The sequence below is a fragment of the Pseudomonas sp. NY8896 genome, assembly GCF_039634505.1.
This window is the reverse complement of the sequence record NZ_CP132350.1, coordinates 69,608-89,900: the sequence shown is the minus strand read 5'-3', so window position 1 is coordinate 89,900 and position 20,293 is coordinate 69,608. Positions and strand designations below refer to the sequence as shown.

Annotated in this window: 24 protein-coding genes; 12 read left to right on the top strand and 12 right to left on the bottom strand. The window is 62.8% G+C overall.

What is annotated here, in order from left to right; translation table 11 throughout:
- Positions 1-112 precede the first annotated feature (112 nt).
- The 3 genes from Q9451_RS00435 to prlC form a co-directional block, all read right to left on the bottom strand.
- Positions 113-1,171 (bottom strand): PA0069 family radical SAM protein, encoded by a 1,059-nt coding sequence (locus tag Q9451_RS00435; protein WP_012269904.1) that lies wholly within the window; start codon positions 1,169-1,171, stop codon positions 113-115.
- Positions 1,172-1,251: 80 nt separating this feature from the next.
- The gene (locus Q9451_RS00430; RefSeq protein ID WP_012269903.1) at positions 1,252-1,533 is read right to left on the bottom strand and encodes a YheV family putative zinc ribbon protein; all 282 of its coding nucleotides are present in this window, start codon (positions 1,531-1,533) and stop codon (positions 1,252-1,254) included.
- Positions 1,530-3,617, bottom strand: coding sequence for an oligopeptidase A (gene prlC, locus Q9451_RS00425; RefSeq protein WP_012269902.1), 2,088 nt, complete (start codon positions 3,615-3,617; stop codon positions 1,530-1,532). The genes Q9451_RS00430 and prlC overlap by 4 nt, the downstream gene beginning before the upstream one ends.
- A gap of 66 nt (positions 3,618-3,683) precedes the next feature.
- Between prlC and Q9451_RS00420 the strand changes: the two genes are divergently transcribed.
- Together Q9451_RS00420 and Q9451_RS00415 are read left to right on the top strand one after the other, a co-directional pair.
- Positions 3,684-4,232, top strand: a complete 549-nt coding sequence (locus Q9451_RS00420) for a gamma carbonic anhydrase family protein (RefSeq protein WP_012269901.1) — start codon at positions 3,684-3,686, stop codon at positions 4,230-4,232.
- Positions 4,233-4,252: 20 nt separating this feature from the next.
- Complete coding sequence (locus tag Q9451_RS00415; protein ID WP_041166626.1) at positions 4,253-4,903, top strand: HAD family hydrolase; 651 nt, start codon at positions 4,253-4,255, stop codon at positions 4,901-4,903.
- Between the two features lie 33 nt (positions 4,904-4,936).
- Here Q9451_RS00415 and Q9451_RS00410 read toward each other — a convergent pair whose 3' ends face one another.
- The gene (locus tag Q9451_RS00410; protein WP_071890595.1) at positions 4,937-6,010 is read right to left on the bottom strand and encodes an aminopeptidase; all 1,074 of its coding nucleotides are present in this window, start codon (positions 6,008-6,010) and stop codon (positions 4,937-4,939) included.
- A gap of 85 nt (positions 6,011-6,095) precedes the next feature.
- Between Q9451_RS00410 and Q9451_RS00405 the strand changes: the two genes are divergently transcribed.
- Together Q9451_RS00405 and Q9451_RS00400 are read left to right on the top strand one after the other, a co-directional pair.
- Complete coding sequence (locus Q9451_RS00405) at positions 6,096-6,509, top strand: hypothetical protein (protein ID WP_012269898.1); 414 nt, start codon at positions 6,096-6,098, stop codon at positions 6,507-6,509.
- Between the two features lie 55 nt (positions 6,510-6,564).
- Positions 6,565-6,978: a hypothetical protein gene (locus tag Q9451_RS00400; protein ID WP_012269897.1), complete on the top strand. Its 414-nt coding sequence runs from the start codon at positions 6,565-6,567 to the stop codon at positions 6,976-6,978.
- 35 nt (positions 6,979-7,013) lie between these two features.
- Here the strand turns inward: Q9451_RS00400 and Q9451_RS00395 are convergent, their stop codons facing one another.
- Together Q9451_RS00395 and Q9451_RS00390 are read right to left on the bottom strand one after the other, a co-directional pair.
- A complete protein-coding gene (locus tag Q9451_RS00395) occupies positions 7,014-7,247 on the bottom strand; it encodes a DUF1161 domain-containing protein (RefSeq protein ID WP_012269896.1) in 234 nt (77 codons plus the stop codon).
- Positions 7,248-7,321: 74 nt separating this feature from the next.
- Entirely contained in the window at positions 7,322-7,747 is a 426-nt protein-coding gene (locus tag Q9451_RS00390) for an OsmC family protein (RefSeq protein WP_012269895.1), read from the bottom strand.
- Between the two features lie 152 nt (positions 7,748-7,899).
- On the opposite strand from Q9451_RS00390, the gene Q9451_RS00385 reads away from it, so the two are divergent.
- Positions 7,900-8,904, top strand: coding sequence for an LLM class flavin-dependent oxidoreductase (locus Q9451_RS00385; RefSeq protein WP_060494173.1), 1,005 nt, complete (start codon positions 7,900-7,902; stop codon positions 8,902-8,904).
- A 37-nt stretch (positions 8,905-8,941) separates the two neighbouring features.
- On the opposite strand, the gene Q9451_RS00380 is transcribed toward Q9451_RS00385, so the two are convergent.
- Together Q9451_RS00380 and Q9451_RS00375 are read right to left on the bottom strand one after the other, a co-directional pair.
- A complete protein-coding gene (locus tag Q9451_RS00380) occupies positions 8,942-9,163 on the bottom strand; it encodes a DUF1161 domain-containing protein (protein ID WP_003253075.1) in 222 nt (73 codons plus the stop codon).
- A 101-nt stretch (positions 9,164-9,264) separates the two neighbouring features.
- Positions 9,265-9,480: a dodecin gene (locus Q9451_RS00375; RefSeq protein ID WP_012269893.1), complete on the bottom strand. Its 216-nt coding sequence runs from the start codon at positions 9,478-9,480 to the stop codon at positions 9,265-9,267.
- A gap of 150 nt (positions 9,481-9,630) precedes the next feature.
- Here Q9451_RS00375 and Q9451_RS00370 point away from each other — a divergent pair, with 150 nt between their 5' ends.
- A complete protein-coding gene (locus Q9451_RS00370; RefSeq protein ID WP_012269892.1) occupies positions 9,631-9,954 on the top strand; it encodes a DUF883 family protein in 324 nt (107 codons plus the stop codon).
- On the opposite strand, the gene Q9451_RS00365 is transcribed toward Q9451_RS00370, so the two are convergent.
- On the bottom strand, positions 9,951-10,847 hold the full coding sequence (locus Q9451_RS00365; protein WP_012269891.1) for a LysR family transcriptional regulator: 897 nt from the start codon (positions 10,845-10,847) through the stop codon (positions 9,951-9,953). The two genes, Q9451_RS00370 and Q9451_RS00365, sit on opposite strands and share 4 nt — an antisense overlap.
- Before the next feature lie 110 nt (positions 10,848-10,957).
- Between Q9451_RS00365 and trpB the strand changes: the two genes are divergently transcribed.
- Together trpB and trpA are read left to right on the top strand one after the other, a co-directional pair.
- On the top strand, positions 10,958-12,175 hold the full coding sequence (trpB, locus tag Q9451_RS00360; protein WP_012269890.1) for a tryptophan synthase subunit beta: 1,218 nt from the start codon (positions 10,958-10,960) through the stop codon (positions 12,173-12,175).
- Positions 12,172-12,981: a tryptophan synthase subunit alpha gene (trpA, locus tag Q9451_RS00355; protein ID WP_012269889.1), complete on the top strand. Its 810-nt coding sequence runs from the start codon at positions 12,172-12,174 to the stop codon at positions 12,979-12,981. Before trpB ends, trpA begins: the two co-directional genes overlap by 4 nt.
- Before the next feature lie 119 nt (positions 12,982-13,100).
- On the opposite strand, the gene Q9451_RS00350 is transcribed toward trpA, so the two are convergent.
- Positions 13,101-13,433 (bottom strand): DOPA 4,5-dioxygenase family protein, encoded by a 333-nt coding sequence (locus tag Q9451_RS00350; protein WP_012269888.1) that lies wholly within the window; start codon positions 13,431-13,433, stop codon positions 13,101-13,103.
- Positions 13,434-13,485: 52 nt separating this feature from the next.
- Here Q9451_RS00350 and Q9451_RS00345 point away from each other — a divergent pair, with 52 nt between their 5' ends.
- Positions 13,486-14,040 (top strand): NAD(P)H-binding protein, encoded by a 555-nt coding sequence (locus tag Q9451_RS00345; RefSeq protein ID WP_012269887.1) that lies wholly within the window; start codon positions 13,486-13,488, stop codon positions 14,038-14,040.
- Between the two features lie 115 nt (positions 14,041-14,155).
- Here Q9451_RS00345 and Q9451_RS00340 read toward each other — a convergent pair whose 3' ends face one another.
- Positions 14,156-15,055, bottom strand: coding sequence for a LysR family transcriptional regulator (locus tag Q9451_RS00340; protein ID WP_012269886.1), 900 nt, complete (start codon positions 15,053-15,055; stop codon positions 14,156-14,158).
- Between the two features lie 108 nt (positions 15,056-15,163).
- On the opposite strand from Q9451_RS00340, the gene betC reads away from it, so the two are divergent.
- From betC to Q9451_RS00325, 3 genes are all read left to right on the top strand, one after another.
- Complete coding sequence (gene betC, locus Q9451_RS00335) at positions 15,164-16,681, top strand: choline-sulfatase (protein WP_012269885.1); 1,518 nt, start codon at positions 15,164-15,166, stop codon at positions 16,679-16,681.
- A 14-nt stretch (positions 16,682-16,695) separates the two neighbouring features.
- Positions 16,696-17,619 carry a choline ABC transporter substrate-binding protein gene (gene choX / locus Q9451_RS00330; protein WP_012269884.1) on the top strand — a complete coding sequence of 308 codons (924 nt, stop codon included), beginning with the start codon at positions 16,696-16,698 and terminating at the stop codon, positions 17,617-17,619.
- A gap of 127 nt (positions 17,620-17,746) precedes the next feature.
- Complete coding sequence (locus Q9451_RS00325) at positions 17,747-19,312, top strand: SulP family inorganic anion transporter (protein WP_012269883.1); 1,566 nt, start codon at positions 17,747-17,749, stop codon at positions 19,310-19,312.
- A gap of 143 nt (positions 19,313-19,455) precedes the next feature.
- On the opposite strand, the gene aroE is transcribed toward Q9451_RS00325, so the two are convergent.
- Positions 19,456-20,280 (bottom strand): shikimate dehydrogenase, encoded by an 825-nt coding sequence (gene aroE / locus Q9451_RS00320; RefSeq protein WP_071890592.1) that lies wholly within the window; start codon positions 20,278-20,280, stop codon positions 19,456-19,458.
- Positions 20,281-20,293: the final 13 nt, after the last annotated feature.

Below are 20,293 nucleotides of genomic sequence, written 5' to 3'. Positions count from 1 at the left end.
TAGAAAAGGCGGGACTTGGATAATAGCAAAAAAACATCAATTGCCAAGATGCATTAGCGCATTTATTAACTGGGATTAGTTAAATTCTGGGCTGGCATTGTGCCCTTGGGTTTCAGAACAGGGCCATCTGCCCACCCGGCGGACAGAAGGCCGAGCAATCCAGCCCCTGCGCTTCCCGGCCTTCGAATTCCAGCCGCTTCATGGCCTTGGCAAAACGCTGCCCCAGCAGCTCGGCAAACACACCCTCGCCACGCATGCGCGTGCCAAACCGGCTGTCATACAGCTCGCCCCCCCGGCTCTGGCGGATCAGGCTCAATACATGCGCCGCCCGCTGCGGGTAATGGTCCTGCAGCCATTGCTCGAACAACGGCGCCACTTCCAGCGGCAGGCGCAACATCATGTAGGCCGCACTCTGTGCGCCAGCGTCCTTGGCAGCCTCCAGCAAGCGCTCCAGCTCACTGTCGTTGATCATCGGAATCATCGGCGAACACAACACACCTACCGGCACACCCGCCTCGCGCAACACGCGGATGGCCCTCAACCGGGCATTGGGTGACGCCGCCCGTGGCTCCAGCACCCGCTTGAGATCGTCGTCCAGTGTGGTCAGGCTGATCATTACCCGTGCCAGGCGCTGGCGGGCCATCTCTGCCAGCAGATCGAGGTCACGCAACACCAGCGAGCCCTTGGTCACGATGGTCACCGGGTGACGAAAACGCAGCAACACTTCCAGCAGACGCCGGGTCAGCATCTGTTCCCGCTCGATCGGCTGGTACGGGTCGGTATTGGAACCCAGATTGATTGGCGCGCACACGTAACCCGGTTTGCTCAGCTGTTGCGCGAGCACTTCGGCGGCGTTGGTCTTGGCGATCAGCTTGGTTTCGAAGTCCAAGCCGGGGGAGAGGTCCCAATAGGCATGGGAGGGGCGGGCATAGCAGTAGATGCAGCCATGCTCGCAGCCGCGGTAAGGGTTGATGGAGCGGTCGAAGGGCAGGTCGGGGGAGGTGTTGCGGGTGATGACCGATTTCGCCGTTTCGCTACGCACCTCGGTGCCTTGGGTCTGCGGCACTTCCTGATACCAGCCGTCGTCCTCTACCAGCGAATGGCTGGGGGCAAAACGGTTGTGCGGATTGTGTGCCGTGCCACGGCCCTTTAGTGGTGCTGGAGGATTCATGGCCAACCCCTATACTGTATTTACATACAGTATCGTACCTGTCTTGAATCCACCAGCGCCTCTGATCCGACAGCCAGTACTTACTCTGTCGGTTTCTTCAGCTTCGGATTAGGGAAGAACTGCACCGTCTGCACCTTGGCCGGCGCGGCTTTGGGTGCCAGGTTGTTGACCCGCGTGCCGAGTTCCTTGGGCACCGACAGGCCCTGTTCGTTGAGGGTGTCGGTAAAGCCGCAAGCCACACACTCACGGTGCGGCACGCCGTCTTCATTCCACATCATCAGCTTGTCGGGCTCGCTGCATGCCGGGCATACCGCCCCGGCAATAAAGCGTTTCTTGGTCTTGTTCACAGCAACCTCACTCATGCCGCAGCGTCCTCGGTGAGGCCACTGTGGCGCAGCAATGCATCGATGGAAGGCTCACGGCCACGGAAGTCGACGAACAGCTCCATCGGCTCGCGCGACCCACCACGGGCCAGGATCGCCTCGCGGAAGGCGCGGCCAGTCTCGGCATTGAGAACACCTTCTTCTTCGAAACGCGAGAAAGCGTCGGCCGACAGCACTTCAGCCCACTTGTAGCTGTAGTAGCCCGCTGCGTAACCGCCCGCAAAAATATGCGCAAAGCTGTTGGGGAAGCGGTTATACGCCGGTGGGCGCATGACCGATACCTCGTCGCGCACGCCTTCGAGCACCTGCAGCACGCTGCGACCGTCGCCATGGCTGGCGTGCAGTTCGAAGTCGAACAGCGAAAACTCCAGCTGGCGCACCATCATCATGCCCGACTGGAAGTTTTTAGCCGCCAGCATCTTGTCCAGCAGGTCCTGGGGCAGGGCAGCACCCGTTTCGTAGTGCCCGGAGATCAGTGCCAGGCCTTCCGGCTCCCAGCACCAGTTTTCCATGAACTGGCTCGGCAGTTCGACCGCATCCCAGGCCACGCCATTGATGCCGGAAACCCCGGCGTGTTCGATGCGGGTCAACATGTGGTGCAGGCCGTGGCCGAACTCGTGGAACAGGGTGGTTACTTCATCGTGGGTCAGCAGCGCCGGCTTGCCGGGTGCAGCCGGGGTGAAGTTGCACACCAGGTTGGCCACCGGGCTCTGCAGCTGGCCGCCGGCCGTGCGGCGACGGTCACGGGCGCCATCCATCCAGGCGCCACCACGCTTGTTGGCGCGGGCGTACAGGTCGAAGAAGAAGCGGCCGACGTGCTGGCCGTTTTCCTTGATCTCGAACAAGCGTACGTCTGGGTGCCAGCTGTCGAAGCCCTTGAGTTCGGCGATTTCGATGCCGTACAGGCGCTGCACGATGCTGAACAGACCGCCCAGCACCTTGTCGATCGGGAAATAGGCACGCAGGGCTTCCTGCGACACGCTGTAGCGCTGCTCGCGCAGCTTCTCGCCAAAGTAGCCAGTGTCCCAGCTGGCCAGTTCAGGGCAGCCTTGTTCGGCGGCGTAGGCCTTGAGCTGTTGCAGGTCCTGGGCGGCGAACGGCTTGGAGCGCTTGGCCAGGTCTCGCAGGAAGCTCAGCACCTGGTCGCTGGACTCGGCCATCTTGGTGGCCAGGCTCAGCTCGGCGTAGTTCTTGTAGCCAAGCAGCTCGGCCAGTTCCTGACGCAGATCGAGGATTTCGCCCATCACCGGACCGTTGTCGAACTGGCCGGCATTCGGGCCCTGGTCCGAGGCGCGGGTGCAGTAAGCGGCGTATAGCTCTTCGCGCAGGGCGCGGTCGCTGGCGTAGGTCATCACCGCGTAGTAGCTGGGGAACTCCAACGTGATCAGCCATCCGTCGAGGCCCTTGGCTTGGGCAGCGGCGGCCATCTGCGCCTTGGCCGAGTCGGTCAGGCCGGCCAGTGCGGCTTCATCGGTAACGTGCTTGGTCCAGGCCTGGGTGGCATCGAGCAGCTGGTTGGAGAAGCGGCTGCCCAGCTCGCTGAGTTTGCTCTGCACTTCGGCGTAGCGCTGCTGCTTGTCCGCCGGCAGGTCGATACCCGACAGGCGGAAGTCACGCAGGGCATGCTCGAGGATAGTCTTTTGCGCCACGTCGAAGCCGGCGGCCTCCGGGCTGTCGATCAGTGCCTGGTAGGCTTCGAACAGCGCACGGTTCTGGCCCAGTTCGGTAGAGTAGGCGCTCAACGCCGGCAGGCATGACTCGTAGGCCTCGCGCAGCTCCGCGCTGTTGCACACCGCGTTAAGGTGGCTGACCGGGCTCCAGGCGGCGCCCAGGCGGTCGTTCAGTTCGTCCATGGCCAGCACCAGGCCGGCCCAGGTGGGGTTCTTGCCCTGCTTTTCGAGGATCTCGGCAATGGCTTTACGGTTGTCGGCCAGGATCGCTTCGATCGCCGGCAACACGTGTTCGGCACGAATTTGCGAGAAGGGCGGCAGATCGTGGGATTGCAGAAGCGGGTTGTTCGCAGTCACGGTTTGGATACCTTGGCAGAAGAAACACTGCCCCATCTTAATTACAATCGACGCCGACCGCAGCAGGCAGCCTGCCTATCGGCACAGATGAGAGACGCTATCATGGCCATTCGCAACTTCCAGCAACACACTCCGAAAGTGGGGCCCAGGGCCTTCGTCGACCGTTCGGCGGTGGTGCTGGGCGACGTGGAGATCGGTGAAGACAGCTCGGTCTGGCCGTTGACCGTGGTACGCGGCGACATGCACCGCATCCGCATCGGCGCGCGCACCAGCGTGCAGGATGGCAGTGTGCTGCATATCACCCACGCCGGCCCGTTCAACCCGGACGGCTTCCCGCTGATCATCGGCGACGAAGTGACCATCGGCCACAAGGTGATGTTGCATGGCTGTACCCTGGGCAACCGCATCCTGGTCGGCATGGGCAGCACCATCATGGACGGCGCCATCGTCGAGGACGAAGTGATCATCGGCGCCGGCAGCCTGGTCCCGCCAGGCAAGCGCCTGGTCAGCGGCTATCTGTACATGGGCAGCCCGGTGAAACAGGCCCGGCTGCTGAACGACAAGGAGCGCGCATTCTTCTCCTACAGCGCCGGCAACTACGTGAAGCTCAAGGACCAGCACCTGGCCGAAGGCTACGACCAACCGGAATGAACCCGACTACCGAGACGAACATGCATCAGCAAAATATCCTCTTCGACCTCGACGGCACCCTGACCGACCCGCGCCTGGGCATCACCCGCTCGATCCAGTACGCCCTGGCCAAGCTGGGTATCGACGAACCGGACCTGGCCCGCCTCGAGCACTTCATCGGCCCGCCCCTGCTTCAGGCTTTCATGCAGTTCTACAGCTTCGACGAAGCCAAGGCCTGGGATGCGGTGAATTTCTACCGGGAGCGCTTTCGCGTAACCGGGTTGTACGAAAACCTGGTGTTCGAAGGCGTGCCGGCGTTGCTTGAAACCCTGAACGGGCAGGGCCGTACGCTGTACATCGCCACCTCCAAACCTTGGGAATTTGCCCGGGAAATCGCCCGGCACTTCGCCTTCGACCACCACTTCAAGGTGATCTACGGCAGCGAGCTGGACGGCACGCGCACCAACAAGGTCGAGCTGATTCGCCACCTGCTCGATGAAGAAGGGCTGGACCCGGCGCAGACGCTGATGATCGGTGACCGCAAGCATGACCTGATTGGCGCGCGCAGCAATGGCTTGCAGGCAGTGGCGGTGGGGTATGGGTTTGGTAGCCAGGAAGAGTTGATGGCGGAGGAGCCCGCTTTCCATTTCGCTACGGTAGCCGAGCTGCATCAGGCTTTCAGCAAGGGTTAAGGGCCACTGGGGCCGCAAAGCGGCCCCAAAATCTCACTGGCTAACCATCAACCCCTGCAATGCGGCCTTCCGTTCATCAATCGGCAACCGCCCCAGTTGCTCGACCCGCTGGTAAAACCTGGCCCAATCTCCGCCAACCTCACGAAACACCGCCGTAAACGCCGGCACCCACTGGTCATAAAGCCCGAACGGTAACAACTTGGCATTGTTCATCGGCCCATACACCCAGACGTCATAGCGCTTGTCCCCGCCCCATTGGCCATCTCGCAACCGCCGATACTCCTGCCTCAGCCGATCGAACTCCGCCCGTTTGGCCAGCCGCTTGTGCGCATCGTCCAAAGGCCCGGCATAAATCGCCTGCAACCGCTCACGACTGGCCAGCACCAGCCGAATGAACTGGTCACGCTGCTGCCCCTGCGCCTCGCCACCGGCAGCCAACCCACGCGCCGCACGCCATTGCCGCGTGCCTTCCTGCTCGACGAACGAGGCAAACGACTCGTTGAATTCGGTGTCGTCCTGCACATAAAAGCGCTGGTGGGCCAGCTCATGGAAAATCAACGTCGCCAAGCGCTCATCGCCCCAGCCCACCATCGAGGACAGGATCGGGTCATCGAACCAGCCCAGGGTCGAATAAGCTTCCACACCCCCCACGTACACATCCAGGCCGTCCTGGCGCATCAGCGCCGCCGCGCCGCGCGCCGCGCCTTGCTGGTAGTAGCCGCGGTACGCCACACACCCTGCAATCGGAAAACAGTGCGTCACCGGTTGCAACGACAACTCGGGCGTGGCGAACACATTCCACACCACGTAAGGGCGGCCAAGGTCGGCGTAAACCCGATAGCTGCGGTTATCCGGCAGTTTCAATTGCTGGCTGGCAAACACCCGCGCCCGTTCGGCCTGTTGCAAGTGCGCGCGCAATGGCGCGGGGGTAGCAGGGTCAGCCACCACCTGCTCCACTGGCTGGCGCGCACGCAGCAGTTGCCACTGCCCCTCTGCCAACTGCCCGTAGTAGGCCGCGCTGGTGCAACCGTTCAGCAGAAGCGCCGCCAGCAGCGGAACCAAACGGGTGAAAACGCGGTCGAGTGCCCCAGGGCCTGAGCGCTGCATAAGAAAAAGTCGAAGCATCCGGGACTGTCTGACTCGCTCAAGGCTGATTCGCTCCAAGACTATCTCGCCAAGGGGGAGTTTCGCCATGCGTGCATTGTTGGTCGCCGGCTCACTGTTAATGATTTCCGCCTGTTCGACGTTGCCAGACCCAGACCCGAACCAGGCCTGGATCGACCTCACGCCCTACGACAACACCTCGCTGGACGCCCTGCAGGTAGATGAGCGTGACTGGGCCGACAGCCGCTATTTCGAAGTACAACCCGGCAGCCACGAGCTGACCGTGCGCTACCAGTTTCCGGTTACCCCCAGCAATATCGGCCCGGTCAGCGAACCGCTGTGGCGCGATTGCCAGGTCAAGCTGACCTTCAAGGACTTCGGCGCCGGCCAGCGCTATCAGCTGCACGCGGGCAGTATCGGCTTCCGCCCCTGGATCAAGCTTTACGACGACCAGCAAAAAATGGTCGGCCAAGGCTTGCCCGCAGGTTGCCAACGCACCTGAAGCGTACAATCGGCGCTATGCTTGTAACGTGTAAATCGCAAGTGGGAGTTTTGCCATGCGCCAGCCCATGATGCTGATCGCCCTCAGTGCACTGGGGGCTTGCGCCAGCCCCTTGCCACCCGTCGACCCCAAGCAGGCCTGGGTCGACCTCTACACCATGACCCCCGGCCGAGTGATCATGGCCGACCGCCTCGACGGCAAGCGCCTGGATGATGGCCGCTATTTCCAGGTAACGCCGGGCAAGCACGAGTTGGTGGTGCGCTTCGATTATGAAATCTACTCGGGCGGCATCATGTCCGAACCCAGGGACCGTACCTGCTACCTGACCGTGCGCTTTGATGACTTCAAGGCTGGCGAGCGCTATCGCCTGGAGGCGCGTGCGCCGGTGATGGAGCCGCAAGTGCTGCTGTATGACGCCAGCCGCAAGGTGGTGGTGAACGAGCCTAGCAACGTGTTCTGCATTCCATGATGCTGGGGCTGCTTTGCAGCCCCAAAATCGTGAACCTACCGATCATTCTTCTGGTAAATGATCTTCTTGGTCCCGCCATCACAGCTACCAACGACCATGTTCTGGTCCTTGGCCTCGCTGTTGGGCACGATCTCCAAGGTGTAGGAAGTCACCCCCTGGGCCTGGATCTTGGCCTCGATCTCGGCTTTAAGCTCCTCGCACGGCTTCACCGCCGCCAACGCAGACGTGGCGACCAGGGAAGCCAACACGGCGATTGCTACGCGAATCATGGAACGGCTCCTGAAAAGGCAGTGGTGCTGCCGACGCTGTTTAGACTACAGCAAAGCGCCACCGTTGCGCCGCTTCAGCCCACCAACGCTGCATCCAGGCTGATCTTGGCGTTCAACACCTTGGACACCGGGCACCCTTCCTTGGCCTTGTTGGCGATCTCCAGGAACTGCGCCTCGCTGGCCCCAGGCACCTTGGCCCTGAGCACCAGGTGCACAGCCGTAATGGCAAAACCATCCGCTTGCTTGTCGAGCGTCACCTCGGCCGCAGTGTCGATCCGGTCCGCGGTCAGCCCCGCTTCACCCAGCATCATCGACAGCGCCATCGAGAAACAGCCGGCATGCGCCGCCCCGATCAGCTCCTCCGGGTTGGTCCCGGGCGTGCCTTCAAAACGGGTGTTGAAGCCGTAAGGGTTCTGCTTGAGTGCGCCACTTTCGGTAGAAAGCAGGCCTTTGCCATCCTTCAGGCCACCTTGCCAGATTGCCGATGCTGTCTTTTTCATGATGCCTCCTGGTCACTGGGTTACTTACCTACCGTTCAGAGGCCTGCCGCCTGCCGCAAGTTCAGCGCAATATGAGTGCAGGCATTGAATCCAACGAATGCGCCCATACAGAGTCAAAGAGGCCGCTGGCCAACCACTTTTGCGGAGGCACCATGACGCAGCTGCGTGACCTGAAGATTTCCACCCTCGACCTGGTGCCCGTGCGCGCAGGCGCAGGCCCGGCGCAGTCGCTGCGCAACTCTCTGGACTTGGCGCAGCACGTCGAGCGCTTTGGCTACAACCGCTTCTGGGTGGCCGAGCACCACAACATGGACGGCATCGCCAGCTCAGCCACATCGGTGCTGATCGGTTACCTGGCCGGGGGGACTTCGACCATTCGCGTGGGCTCTGGCGGGGTCATGCTGCCCAACCATGCGCCGCTGGTGATCGCTGAGCAGTTCGGCACCCTGGCCAGCCTGTATCCAGGGCGTATCGACCTGGGCCTAGGCCGTGCGCCGGGTTCGGACCAGATGACGGCCTATGCCCTGCGACGTGACCGCGCAGGCGGCCCGGACGACTTCCCGGACGATGTCGAGGAGCTGTCGCGCTACCTCGGGCCACGCACCGATGATCAAAAAGTGATCGCCGTACCGGGGCACGATACCGACGTGCCCATGTGGTTGCTGGGCTCCAGCCTGTTCAGCGCCCAGCTGGCCGGCATACGCGGCATGCCCTACGCCTTCGCCTCGCATTTCGCGCCGCGCTACATGCACGAGGCCATTCGCGTGTACCGCAATCATTTCAAGCCATCGACCACGCTGGACAAGCCCTATGTGATGTTGGGCATTCCCATGGTGGTGGCGGAAACCGACGAGAAGGCCGAATTCCTCGCTACCTCGGTGTATCAGCGCATTCTCGCGCTGATTCGTGGGCAAAGCCTGATGCAGAAACCGCCGGTGGAAAGCATGGATGGGCTGTGGTTGCCCCATGAACGCGACGCGGTGGGCAGTTTCCTGGGCCTGGCGATGATCGGCAGCCCGCAGAAGGTGCGGGCCAAGGTGGAGGTGCTGCTGGAGCAGACCGGGGCGGACGAACTGATCTTTACCTGTGACCTGTATGAGCATGAGGACCGGATTCGGTCTTATGAACTGATGGCACAGGCCCTCAAAGCCGAATGAGCCCCTTCGCGGGCTTGCCCGCGAAGAAGCCAACACATCAGCCGCGCCGGTACACAATCTCCTTGGTACCGGCCTCGCAGCTACCAATCACCTTGCCCGCCGGGTCGCCTTTCTTGACGATCTCCAGCTTGTAGCCAGTGACACCCTTGGCATCCAGCTTGGCCGCAATTTCCGCCTTCAGCTCCTCGCACGGCTTGCCCGCTGCCAGCGCACCACCGGCCAGGGTCATCAGGCCCAGCGCCAGAATCAGTTTGTTCATCACTCGCTTTCCTTGTGCAGATGAAATCAGAAAGGGCGCCCGCCAAGGCGCCCCTCTCTTAAATACTCCATCACGCCGAGATCATCCAGCCCGGCGCTGTTTCAGCTGTTGGCGATACGAAAGCCCACCTTCAGCGTGACCTGGAAGTGCGCTGCCTTGTTATCGCGGATATGGCCACGGGTATCGACCACTTCGAACCATTCCAGGTGCTTGATGCTTTTGCCGGCTTCGGCCAGGGCATTGTTGATCGCATCTTCGATACTGGTGGGCGAAGACCCTACCAGTTCGATCTTCTTGTAGGTGTGATGATCGGTCATGAGCGCTCTCCATGGGTGACTGTGAGATTGAGCCTAGCAGCGCAGGCCTGGTTTACCTGCGAGCCATCACCGTCAGCGAAAGTTCGATCGCACTTTCACGCAGGCCGAGGGTCGCATTTCTTACAGTCCATTCTGCAAAGGAGAGTCAACATGCACCGCAACTCGCTGCGTAAAACGTCCCTGGAAAGCATGGAAGCGGAGATCGAGAGCCTTCTGAAAAGCCTGGAGAACCTCAAGCACGATGCGTCGGAAGAATCCCAGAAGTCGGTGAAGGCAATCCGCAGCAACGCCGAAAGCGCGCTGAAACACTCGCGCAGCCTGCTCAGCGATGCTTATGAGGAAGTGAAGACCCGCACCCGCCAGACCGGCATCGCCACCCGTGATTACGCCCAGGAACACCCGATTACAACGGCAGGCGTAGCCATTGGTGCCCTCGGTCTGCTGGCGGCCTATCTGTTGTCGCGTCGCAACTAACCCGCCTGGCGTTGCAACTCACGGCGCAGCCACTGCGCCAGTTGCTCGGCGCGCCCATCCGCGGCGCGCCGTGGCACCCACAACGCCAGCGCTGCCCGCGTTGGGGAAAACCCCCACGGCGCGCTGAGCCGTCCAGCCCTCAAGTCATCCGCCACCAGCGGCTGCGGCGCAATGGCCACGCCAAGGCCCGCGACTGCAGCCTCCAGCAAGTAATACAAATGCTCGAACGCCTGGCCATAGTGCAACCCGGCCGGGTCCAACCCCTGCTGCCGAACCCAGGTTGGCCATGCTTGTGGCCGTGAGGTGGTATGCAAAAGGGCCTCCTCCAGCAAGGCGCTGACAGGCGCGCCGCGCAAGCGTTCGAAGCCGGCAAAGTGGGGGCTGAGCACCGGGCCGATACGCTCTTCGGCCAGCACATGCACCTGCATGTCCGCAGGCCACGGAGGCTCTGCGTACACCAGCAATGCATCGAGCCCTGGACGACGCGGGTCGAGGTCGCCTTCACCTGCCGACAAGTGCAGACGCAATTCAGGTAATTCCGCCTTGAGTCGCCCCAGCCTGGGAATAAACCAGCGCGCCAGCAGGCTGCCCGAGCAGCCCAGCACGAACGGTGCCTCGCTGACATCACGGCTGAGTTCGGCACACACGCTGCGCAGCCGGTCGAAAGCCTCGCCACTGGCATCACGCAGGCGCACGCCGGCATCTGTGAGTTTGATGCCACGCCCGTCCTTGACGAACAGGGCTACGCCAAGGTGCTCCTCCAGCACCTTGATCTGCCGGCTGACTGCACCATGGGTGACATGCAGCGCTTCAGCCGCCTGGCTAACGCTGTTGAGCCTGGCGGTTGCCTCGAAGGCGCGCAGGGCGTTCAGGGGAGGGAGGTCGTGGGCCATGTTACCTGTGAGTTTTTCTGACAAGTTTGCGCAATCTTATCGGTTTTCAGCGGGGCCTGCCGTGGTTAGAGTAAAGCCCATCACTCATTCATTACGCCCTGGAGCGCCCCATGACCCAGTCCCAATACCGCCCCGGCCCCGACGCCAATGGCCTGTTCGGCTCGTTCGGCGGCCGCTACGTGGCCGAAACCCTGATGCCACTGGTGCTGGACCTGGCCCGCGAATACGAAGCGGCCAAGGCAGACCCCAAGTTCCTTGAAGAGCTGGCCTATTTCCAGCGCGACTACATCGGCCGCCCCAACCCGCTGTACTTCGCCGAACGCCTGACCGAGCACTGCGGCGGCGCGAAAATCTTCTTCAAGCGTGAAGAGCTCAACCACACCGGCGCGCACAAGGTGAACAACTGCATCGGCCAGGTGCTGCTGGCCAAACGCATGGGCAAGAAGCGCCTGATCGCCGAAACCGGCGCCGGCATGCACGGTGTGGCTACCGCCACCGTCGCCGCCCGCTTCGGCCTGCCTTGCGTGATCTACATGGGCGCCACCGACATCGAGCGCCAGCAGGCCAACGTGTTCCGCATGAAACTGCTGGGCGCCGAGATCGTCCCGGTCACTGCCGGCACCGGCACCCTCAAAGACGCCATGAACGAAGCTCTGCGCGACTGGGTGACCAACGTCGAAGACACCTTCTACCTGATCGGCACCGTGGCGGGTCCACACCCGTACCCGGCCATGGTTCGCGACTTCCAGTCGATCATAGGCAAAGAAACCCGCGCCCAGTTGCAAGAGAAGGAAGGCCGCCTGCCAGACAGCCTGGTTGCCTGCGTTGGCGGTGGCTCCAATGCCATGGGCCTGTTCCATGAGTTTCTCGAAGAGCCGAGCGTGCAGATCATCGGCGTCGAAGCCGGTGGCCACGGCGTGCACACCGACAAGCACGCCGCCAGCCTGAACGGCGGCGTACCGGGCGTACTGCACGGCAACCGTACCTACCTGCTGCAAGATGCAGACGGCCAGATCACCGACGCCCACTCGATTTCCGCAGGCCTCGACTACCCAGGCATCGGCCCGGAACACGCCTACCTGCACGAAGTGAAGCGCGTCGAATACGTCAGCATCACCGATGACGAAGCGCTGGATGCGTTCCACGCCACCTGCCGCCTGGAAGGCATCATCCCGGCCCTGGAAAGCTCTCACGCCCTGGCCGAAGCGATCAAGCGCGCACCGAAGCTGCCCAAGGACCACCTGATGGTCGTGTGCCTGTCAGGCCGCGGCGACAAAGACATGCAAACCGTCATGAACCACATGGCCGCCCAGGAGAAACAGGCATGAGCCGTCTTGAACAACGCTTCGCCGAACTGAAGGCCGAAGGCCGTTCGGCACTGGTCACCTTCGTCACCGCAGGCGACCCGGGCTACGACGCCTCGCTGCAGATCCTCAAGGGGCTGCCGGCCGCTGGCGCCGACGTGATCGAACTGGGCATGCCGTTCACCGACCCGATGGCCGATGGCGTGGCCATCCAGCTGGCCACCCTGCGCGCCCTGGAAGCTGGCCAGACCTTGGCCAAGACCCTGCAGATGGTCCGCGAATTCCGTGTGGATAACCAGACCACGCCAATCGTGCTGATGGGCTACTACAACCCGATCCACCGCTTTGGCGTGGAACCGTTCGTGGCTGAAGCCAAAGCAGCGGGCGTCGATGGCCTGATCATCGTCGACCTGCCGCCAGAGCACGACGCCGAACTGGCCACCCCGGCCCAGGCCGCAGGCATCGACTTCATCCGCCTGACCACGCCGACCACCGACGATGCGCGCCTGCCGCGGGTGCTGGAGCGCAGCTCCGGGTTTGTCTACTACGTGTCGGTGGCCGGGGTGACCGGTGCCGGCTCGGCGACCACCGAGCACGTGACCGAAGCCATTGCCCGCCTGCGCCGGCATACCGACCTGCCGATCAGCGTTGGTTTCGGCATCCGTACCCCGGAGCAGGCTGCGAACATCGCCCGCCTGGCGGATGGTGTAGTGGTGGGCTCGGCGCTGGTCGACAAGATTGCCCAGGCCAAGAGTGCCGACCAGGCAGTGAATGATGTACTCAGCCTGTGCTCGGCACTGGCTGAAGGGGTGCGCGGCGCCCGTCGCTAAACCGCGTCGCCTGCTTCGCGGGTAAACCCGCTCCCACAAGGAACGCGCCGCTCTCAAGGTCTGTGCAGTACCTGTGGGAGCGGGTTCACCCGCGAAGACGCCGGCACAGGCATACCAATCTACCCACCAAAAATCGACAGGTCCAAGGGCCGCAAAGCCCCCATCCAGATCGCATGATCCCGGTGGTCCGCCAGCTCATCCCCGGTCAGCGGGTGCATGAACACCACCAAACCCTTCCGATACAGCGCCAGCCATGGCAGCACCACGCCCACGAACTCCGGCTCGAACGCCAGCTGGCAACTCCAGTCCGGGTGCGGCCCCACCGGCTTCTGGTGCATGCGCCCCATCGTCACGGGGAACAGCCGCGCCGCCTCCTCGCACAGTTCCCGGGCCTGCTCCATGGTCGCTGCGTCGTAATAAACGTGGGCGTGGTAACCCTTGATCCTCTGCACGATAACTCCTGATTGCGGTCCAACCATCACCACCTGCAAAGGGAGTGATGCAGTGAAAAACGCCGAAACCCCAGTGTACAAACTGGTCTTGTTCGGGCCTGAAAGCAGCCTGGGCAATGCCCTGATGGCCGAGCTGCTGTCGCGCCAGCACGAAGTCACCGCCGTGGTTGATGACCTCAACCGCCACACAGCGCGCCCGGGCCTGCACTTCAAGATAGGCGGGCTGCACGATGCCGACCAGGCTGAACAGGGCGCGGCAGGCGGCTCGGCAGTAATCGCCCTGCTATCGGCGCTGGCGCCAGGTGACTTGCCGGGGCAAGCACGCCTGAGCGAGGCACTGGTGGCGGGGCTTGAGCGTACGACTATACGCCGGCTGTTGCTGGTGGGCGATTTCGCTGTGCTGGATGAGCCGGGCAAGTACAGCGAGGCAGAGCGGGAATGCGTGGACCATGTGGTTGATGGGTTGCAGCGCAGTGCGTTGCGCTGGACCCTGATCAATACGCCGCAGGCGTTGCCCGATGAGGGGTGGGCACGTGTGGCGGCGGGGATGGCGGATATGCTGGAACTGGACCTGCACCGGGGCGAGCATCTGAACTTCGTGGTCTAGATCTGAACCCGCTCCCACAGAGCCCCCTCCGGCCTGACAGCCGACGATATTCCTGTAGGAGCGGCCTCGCCGGGGCGCCGTACCGGTCGGATGGGCCGCAAAGCGGCCCAAAATCTCAAAGGCTGCGCTCATGCTCCAGCCAACCGACAAACCGCTCGATCAGCGCCCCACGCCGCTTGCGCGGTGGCAGAACCGCATAATACCCACGCTCCGAGCGCAAACTCCCCTCCAAAGGCCGGCAAAGCAACCCTTGCTCCACCAACTTATCCACCAAGTGCCCCCACCCAATCGCCACGCCCTGGCCAGCAATCGCTGCCTGAATCAGCAACGTGTAGTTGTCGAAACGCAACTGCCCCGCCGCCGGCGGGCTGGCCACACCAAACCCGCGAAACACCCCCGCCCAGTCAAACCAGCGGCTGGCTTGCTCGCCCTTCAAATGCAGCAAGGGCAATCGTTGCAAAGCCACGGCTGACAAGGGTTTGCCATCCGTCAGCCGGGGGCTGCACACCGGGAAAACTTCCTCATCGAACAGCCAGCGGCTTTCGCCCTGGTGAAAGCGCCCATCACCGAAAAGCACCGCCACATCGATGTCCGGGCGCAGCATCCCCTGGCTGCGTTCACCGGTGACCAGGCTCACATCCACCTGTGGATAAGCCTCATGAAAGCGCTGCAGCCTTGGCATCAGCCAGAACGCCGCAAAAGCAAAGTCGGTGGCCACCTGCAGCACCTCGCGCTGGCCGCGACCGGTGGCTTGGGCAATGCCGTCATCCATCGCCTGCAGGCCCTGGTGCACCTGCTGGAACAACACCTGGCCGGCCTCGGTCAACTCGATGCCCCGGTAAATGCGATCGAACAGGCGCGTGCCCAGCTGTGCTTCCAGGCGCTTAACCTGCTGGCTCACGGCCGGCTGCGTGGTACCCAGCGCCAGCGCCGCAGCGGTAAAGCCCCGCAGGCGTGCTGCGGCTTCGAATACACGCAAGGTATCCAGCGACAACTCGGCGAGGTGGTCAAACATAAGCTCAGCTAATCCCAGTCATTGCCCACCATGGGCTTTACCCATGTTATCCACAGTCTCATCTTGGTAGGCAAGCAGATCGCATAACTCCAAACGATGGAAGCCACCATGACGCGCCCGAATATCCTGTTCATCATGGCCGACCAGATGGCCGCACCCTTGCTGCCGATCTACGCCCCTTCGCCCATCCAGATGCCGCACCTGAGCCGCCTGGCCGAGCAGGCGGTGGTGTTCGAGTCGGCCTACTGCAACAGCCCGCTGTGCGCACCGTCCCGCTTTACCCTGGTCAGCGGCCAACTGCCTAGCCGCATCGGAGCCTACGACAATGCCGCCGATTTCCCTGCCGATGTGCCGACCTATGCCCACTACCTGCGCCGCCTGGGTTACCGCACCGCACTGTCAGGCAAGATGCACTTCTGCGGCCCGGACCAACTGCATGGCTACGAAGAGCGCCTGACCAGCGATATTTACCCAGCCGACTATGGCTGGGCAGTGAACTGGGATGAGCCGGATGTTCGCCCGAGCTGGTACCACAACATGTCCTCGGTGCTGCAGGCCGGTCCGTGCGTGCGCACCAACCAGCTGGATTTCGACGAAGAAGTGGTGTTCAAGGCACGCCAGTACCTGTACGACCACGTGCGTGATAACGATGGCCGACCGTTCTGCCTGACCGTGTCCATGACCCACCCGCACGACCCCTACACCATCCCCAAGCGTTACTGGGACCGCTACGAGGGTGTGGATATCCCCATGCCCCGTGCCGAGTTCGGTCAGGCAGAACTCGACCCGCATTCGCAGCGCCTGCTGAAGGTCTATGACCTGTGGAACAAGCCGCTGCCTATGGAAAAGATCCGCGACGCCCGCCGCGCCTACTTCGGCGCTTGCAGCTACATCGACGACAACATCGGCCAGCTGCTGCAAACCCTGGAGGAGTGCAACCTCGCCGACGACACCCTGATCGTGTTCTCCGGCGACCACGGCGACATGCTTGGCGAGCGAGGCCTCTGGTACAAGATGCACTGGTTCGAGATGTCGGCGCGGGTTCCGCTGCTTGTCCATGCGCCCAAGCGCTTTGCAGCAGGCCGGGTCAGCGCCTCGGTATCGACCTGCGACCTGCTGCCAACCCTGGTCGAACTGGCCGGCGGGGCTGTGGATAAAAGCCTGCACCTGGACGGCCGCTCGCTTGTCGGCCATCTGCAAGGGCAGGGCGGTCACGATGAAGTGATCGGCGAATACATGGCCGAAGGCACCGTCGGCCCGCTGATGATGATCCGCCGCGGGCCGTACAAGTTCGTGTACAGCGAGGATGACCCCAGCCTACTCTATGACCTGAGCCGCGACCCGCACGAGCGGGAGAACCTCACCGGCAGCCCGGAGCATCAGGCGCTGCTGCAGGCATTTGTCGATGAAGCACAACAGCGCTGGGATATCCCCAGCCTGCGCCAGCAGGTACTGGCCAGCCAGCGGCGCCGCCGCCTGGTGGCCGAGGCGCTGGCCATCGGCACGCTGAAAAGCTGGGACCATCAACCGCTGGTGGACGCCAGCCAACAGTACATGCGCAACCACATCGATCTCGACGACCTCGAGCGCAAGGCACGTTATCCACAGCCCGCCCCCCTGGATTGAGAAGAGAGGCCGCCATGCACAAGTTCTCCGCCGCCGTGTTCGCCCTGGCCATAAGCACCGCCACGGCCCACGCCGCCGACAGCGACGCGCAATGCAGTACCGTGAAAATGGCCGACCCCGGCTGGAGCGATATTGCCTCGACCAACGCCGTCGCCCGCCTGTTACTGGAAAGCCTGGGCTACCAGGTGAAAATCGACAGCCTGGCCGTGCCAATCATCTATGGCGGCCTGAAGGACGGCCGCGTCGATGCCTTCCTCGGCAACTGGATGCCGGCGCAGCAAGGCTTCCATGACAAGTTCATCGCCAACGGCGATGTGCAGCAGCTGTCGCGTAACCTGGAGGGAACCGAATTCACTCTGGCAGTGCCCGACTATGTGTGGAATGCCGGGGTGAAGGACTTTGCCGACCTGCAGAAGCACGCCGACCAGTTCGACAAGAAATTGTACGGCATCGGCTCCGGCGCCCCGGCCAACCTGTCGTTGAAGGAAATCATCGACAAGAATGAGTTCAACCTTGGCCAGTGGAAGCTGGTGGAGTCCAGCGAGCAGGCGATGCTGGCCCAGGTCGACCGGGCGGTGAAGAAGCAGCAGTTCATCACCTTCCTTGGCTGGACCCCGCACCCGATGAACGTGAAGTTGAAAATGCACTACCTGACCGGCGGGGAAAAGTGGTTCGGCAGCAAGGGCGAGGTGTACACGCTGACCCGAAAGGGTTATCCACAAGCCTGCCCGAATGCAGCGAAGCTGTTGGGTAACCTTAAGTTCACACTGGACATGGAAAACTCCATCATGGCCGAGGTTGTGGATAAGAAGATCAGCTTCGATGACGCGGCCAAGGCTTGGGTGAAGACGTATCCCGAGGTACTGGACGGGTGGTTGGCTGGAGTGACTACCAAGGCCGATGGCAATGCCCTGGAGGCCGTCAAAGCCAAACTGTAGTCTTAGATACGACGCGCCCCTGTGGGAGCGGGTTCACCCGCGAATGCTGCAGTGAATGTACCGACGCATTCGCGGGTAAACCCGCTCCCACAGAGGGACAGTGGACCTTTGGAAATGTGAATATCTCATGCATCGCATCATCCACCTGCTGCCCTTCCTCTCCTGGCTACCCCGCCAATCGGGCCACAGCCTGCGCCAGGACCTGCTGGTTGGCCTGAGCGGTGCCATCCTCGCCCTGCCACAATCCATCGCCTATGCCCTGATCGCCGGCCTGCCCGCCGAATACGGCTTGTACGCTGCCATCGTGCCGGTGCTGGTCGCCTGCCTGTGGGGCTCGTCCTGGCACCTGATCTGCGGCCCGACCGCCGCCATTTCCATCGTGCTCTACGCCAGTATCAGCCCGTTGGCCGTGGCCGGCAGCGCCGATTACATCACCCTGGTGCTGCTGCTGACCTTCCTCGGCGGCATCTTCCAGCTGCTGCTCGGGCTTTTGCGCTTTGGCGCGCTGGTCAATTTCGTTTCCCATTCCGTGGTACTCGGTTTCACCCTGGGCGCCGCTATCGTCATTGCCCTGGGCCAACTGCCCAACCTGCTGGGCATGGACCTGCCCAGCCAGGCCACGGCCCTGAAGACCATGCAGGACCTGGCCAGCCATGCCGGCGAGGTCGACCTGCCTTCCCTGGTTCTGGGTTTGGCCACCGTCATGATCGGCGTGGCCTTCAAGCTCTGGCGCCCGCGCTGGCCGAGCCTGTTGATTAGCCTGATGCTGGTGAGCCTGCTGGCCTGGTTGCTGCCTGGCTACTTTGGCCATGTGCCAAGGGTGACGGCGTTCACCGGGCAACTCCCACCCTTCAGCCCGCTGCCTTTGCTGGATGTGGAACTGATGCTGCGTCTGCTGCCCAGCGCCGTAGCGGTGGGCATGCTGGGGCTGGTCACCAGCCTGTCGATTGCCCGCTCGTTGTCGGCACGTTCGGAACAACTGATCGACCCTGATCAGGAAATACGCGCACAGGGCCTGTCGAACATCGCCGGTGCATTCTTCTCCGGCTACCTGTCCGCCGGTTCCTTCACCCGCTCCGGCCTGAGCTACGAGGCGGGTGCCCGCTCGCCCATGGCCGGGGTGTTCTCGGCGCTGTGGGTGGCGCTGTTTGCCGTTACCGGCGCCGGCCTGATCGCGCACCTGCCGATACCGGCCATGGCCGGCAGCATTCTGCTGATCTGTTGGGGGTTGGTGGACCATCGAGGGATTCGCGCGCTGTTCAGGGTCAGCCGCTCGGAGTTTCTGGTGATGGCGCTGACGGCGGCGGCGACGTTGTTGCTGGAGCTGCAGACAGCGATCTATGCCGGGGTGCTGGCGTCGCTGTTCTTCTATTTGAAGCGCACTTCACGGCCACGGGTGCAGCAAAGCCGTGAAGGGGACGCGGATGTGTTGCGGGTGGGCGGGTCGATTTTCTTTGGTGCCGCGCATTACCTGCAGGTGCGCTTGCAGCGCTGCCAAGGGCCGCATGTGGTGATCGATGCGCGGCAGGTGAATTTCATCGATTACTCGGGTGTGGATATGTTGCACCGCGAGGCGCGGCGCTTGCGGCGGTTGGGCGGGAGTTTGACCCTGCACCGGGCCAGGCCGCAGGTGATCGAGGAATTGCAGAAGCTCGAAGGGGTGGCGTTGTGCCCGATCCGGTTTGAAGAGTGAGGTTGGGTCGAGATCCTGGGGCTGCCTTGCAGCCCATCGCGACACAAGGCCGCTCCTACAGGGATCTCGATTTGCCGCCAGACCGCGATCCCCTGTAGGAGCGGCCTTGTGTCGCGATGGGCCGCAAAGCGGCCCCGACAATCTCAGCCCCGAGCGAGCTGCCGTCGCAGCTCCGCCAACACCGGCGCGGTATCAGGCCGAACCCCACGCCAGATAAAGAAGGCTTCAGCCGCCTGCTCAGCCAGCATCCCTAACCCATCCAGCACCTTTGCAGCGCCCAAGTCAGCGGCCCATTGGCAAAACGGCGTAGGCTCCTTGCCATACATCATGTCGTAGCAAACCGTACGCCCCGCCTCGACCAGGCTGTCGGCAATCGGCGGCATTTCCCCGGCCAGGCTCGCCGAGGTGGCGTTGATGATCACATCCACCGGCTCCTGCAACCAGGCGAACCCGCTCGCCACCACCGGGCCCAGCTCATCGAACTCACGCGCCAGCTGCTCGGCCTTTTCCACCGTCCGGTTTGCAATTACCAACGATTGCGGCTTGTGCGCCAATATGGGCTCCAGCACGCCACGCACGGCGCCACCGGCCCCCAGGATGAGAATGCGCTTACCGGCAAGCACGACCCCGGCATTCACCGTCAAGTCGCGCACCAGGCCAGCGCCATCGGTGTTGTCGCCCTGCAGGGTGCCATCAGCCAGCTTGCTCAGCGTGTTCACTGCGCCAGCGCGCTGGGCACGCGGGGTCAGGCTGTCGCACAAGCGGTAGGCTTCTTCCTTGAACGGCACGGTGACGTTACCGCCGCTGCCTTGCTTGAAGAAGCCGCGCGCGCAATCACTGAACTCGTCCAGCGGCGCCAGCAGGGTGGCGTATTCCAGGTCCTGGCCGGTCTGCTCGGCAAACAGGCGGTGGATCAGCGGCGACTTGCTGTGGCCGATGGGGTTACCAAAAACGACGTACTGGTCCATGACGGCTCCTTGT

What these genes read in the sequence shown, in the direction of transcription:
- Q9451_RS00390 (WP_012269895.1), bottom strand. Translation starts at nt 7,747, where the DNA reads ATGAAAAAGACAGCATCGGCAATCTGGCAAGGTGGCCTGAAGGATGGC.
- Q9451_RS00420 (WP_012269901.1), top strand. Translation starts at nt 3,684, where the DNA reads ATGGCCATTCGCAACTTCCAGCAACACACTCCGAAAGTGGGGCCCAGG.
- Q9451_RS00370 (WP_012269892.1), top strand. Translation starts at nt 9,631, where the DNA reads ATGCACCGCAACTCGCTGCGTAAAACGTCCCTGGAAAGCATGGAAGCG.
- betC (WP_012269885.1), top strand. Translation starts at nt 15,164, where the DNA reads ATGACGCGCCCGAATATCCTGTTCATCATGGCCGACCAGATGGCCGCA.
- Q9451_RS00405 (WP_012269898.1), top strand. Translation starts at nt 6,096, where the DNA reads ATGCGTGCATTGTTGGTCGCCGGCTCACTGTTAATGATTTCCGCCTGT.
- prlC (WP_012269902.1), bottom strand. Translation starts at nt 3,617, where the DNA reads ATGGGGCAGTGTTTCTTCTGCCAAGGTATCCAAACCGTGACTGCGAAC.
- Q9451_RS00325 (WP_012269883.1), top strand. Translation starts at nt 17,747, where the DNA reads ATGCATCGCATCATCCACCTGCTGCCCTTCCTCTCCTGGCTACCCCGC.
- Q9451_RS00365 (WP_012269891.1), bottom strand. Translation starts at nt 10,847, where the DNA reads ATGGCCCACGACCTCCCTCCCCTGAACGCCCTGCGCGCCTTCGAGGCA.
- aroE (WP_071890592.1), bottom strand. Translation starts at nt 20,280, where the DNA reads ATGGACCAGTACGTCGTTTTTGGTAACCCCATCGGCCACAGCAAGTCG.
- Q9451_RS00435 (WP_012269904.1), bottom strand. Translation starts at nt 1,171, where the DNA reads ATGAATCCTCCAGCACCACTAAAGGGCCGTGGCACGGCACACAATCCG.
- Q9451_RS00380 (WP_003253075.1), bottom strand. Translation starts at nt 9,163, where the DNA reads ATGAACAAACTGATTCTGGCGCTGGGCCTGATGACCCTGGCCGGTGGT.
- Q9451_RS00415 (WP_041166626.1), top strand. Translation starts at nt 4,253, where the DNA reads ATGCATCAGCAAAATATCCTCTTCGACCTCGACGGCACCCTGACCGAC.
- trpB (WP_012269890.1), top strand. Translation starts at nt 10,958, where the DNA reads ATGACCCAGTCCCAATACCGCCCCGGCCCCGACGCCAATGGCCTGTTC.
- Q9451_RS00375 (WP_012269893.1), bottom strand. Translation starts at nt 9,480, where the DNA reads ATGACCGATCATCACACCTACAAGAAGATCGAACTGGTAGGGTCTTCG.
- Q9451_RS00400 (WP_012269897.1), top strand. Translation starts at nt 6,565, where the DNA reads ATGCGCCAGCCCATGATGCTGATCGCCCTCAGTGCACTGGGGGCTTGC.
- choX (WP_012269884.1), top strand. Translation starts at nt 16,696, where the DNA reads ATGCACAAGTTCTCCGCCGCCGTGTTCGCCCTGGCCATAAGCACCGCC.
- Q9451_RS00395 (WP_012269896.1), bottom strand. Translation starts at nt 7,247, where the DNA reads ATGATTCGCGTAGCAATCGCCGTGTTGGCTTCCCTGGTCGCCACGTCT.
- Q9451_RS00410 (WP_071890595.1), bottom strand. Translation starts at nt 6,010, where the DNA reads ATGCAGCGCTCAGGCCCTGGGGCACTCGACCGCGTTTTCACCCGTTTG.
- trpA (WP_012269889.1), top strand. Translation starts at nt 12,172, where the DNA reads ATGAGCCGTCTTGAACAACGCTTCGCCGAACTGAAGGCCGAAGGCCGT.
- Q9451_RS00385 (WP_060494173.1), top strand. Translation starts at nt 7,900, where the DNA reads ATGACGCAGCTGCGTGACCTGAAGATTTCCACCCTCGACCTGGTGCCC.
- Q9451_RS00340 (WP_012269886.1), bottom strand. Translation starts at nt 15,055, where the DNA reads ATGTTTGACCACCTCGCCGAGTTGTCGCTGGATACCTTGCGTGTATTC.
- Q9451_RS00430 (WP_012269903.1), bottom strand. Translation starts at nt 1,533, where the DNA reads ATGAGTGAGGTTGCTGTGAACAAGACCAAGAAACGCTTTATTGCCGGG.